This window comes from Campylobacter sp. RM12654, from assembly GCF_020137585.1.
Classification (GTDB): Bacteria; Campylobacterota; Campylobacteria; order Campylobacterales; family Campylobacteraceae; genus Campylobacter_E.
Genome location: NZ_JACGAR010000072.1, coordinates 1 through 719, shown reverse-complemented (window position 1 = coordinate 719; position 719 = coordinate 1). Strand labels below are relative to the sequence as shown.

General features: G+C 36.4%; 1 protein-coding gene. It reads right to left on the bottom strand.

What is annotated here, in order from left to right; translation table 11 throughout:
* Positions 1-719: hypothetical protein (locus AVBRAN12654_RS09360; RefSeq protein ID WP_336614386.1), on the bottom strand; the 719-nt coding region annotated here is incomplete at both ends.

The following is a 719-nucleotide window of genomic DNA, read 5'->3' as shown; positions in this document are numbered from 1 at the left end:
GAAGTTAGTTTTAGTGTCATCTGTAAGACCAATCATATCTTTAAGACCTTTTCTATCGCCTTCATTTAAGCCTTCTTTAACACCTTCAAGGAATTTCATAGCTGCATAAGCAACCATTCCATTTTCTGCCTCATTTGTAGCCATAGTTTTACCATCAGCTGCATCAACTACTTTTTGAAGTTTTGCTAAGGCATCATCGATTTTAGCATTAGCATCTGCTAAACTAGCATGTTTAGAAGTATTTTGACCTAAAACCGCTTTTACTGCATCATTAGCATCTTTTAGCATATCTTTATATGTATCCCCACCTGCTGTGGTTACAGCGTTTTGTGCCCCAACAAATTCCATATTTAAAGCACCAATTTTTTCTGCATGAATAGCACTTAAGTCTATTTCAGTTCCATCTTTTACTGCTTTTTGTATAGCTTCAGTTGAAACTTTAGCTGCACCATCAGCTGCGTGTCTTGCTGCTTGCTCGTAGTAAGCATTTTTAACATCATCAAAATTATTTTTACTATTTAATATAGAATCTATTTGGTCATGCGCACCGGCTGTATCTGCATCATTACCAGCACCCTTCCAAGTTTTTTCTAAACTAAAGTCTACAGCTACTTCACCGTTATCACCAGCATTTGCTTGTGTTTTATTTGTATAAAACACATGCTTATCTGCTACTTTAACTGCTTCAGTTGCCGTAAAAGCTTTGCCAGTTGGATCAT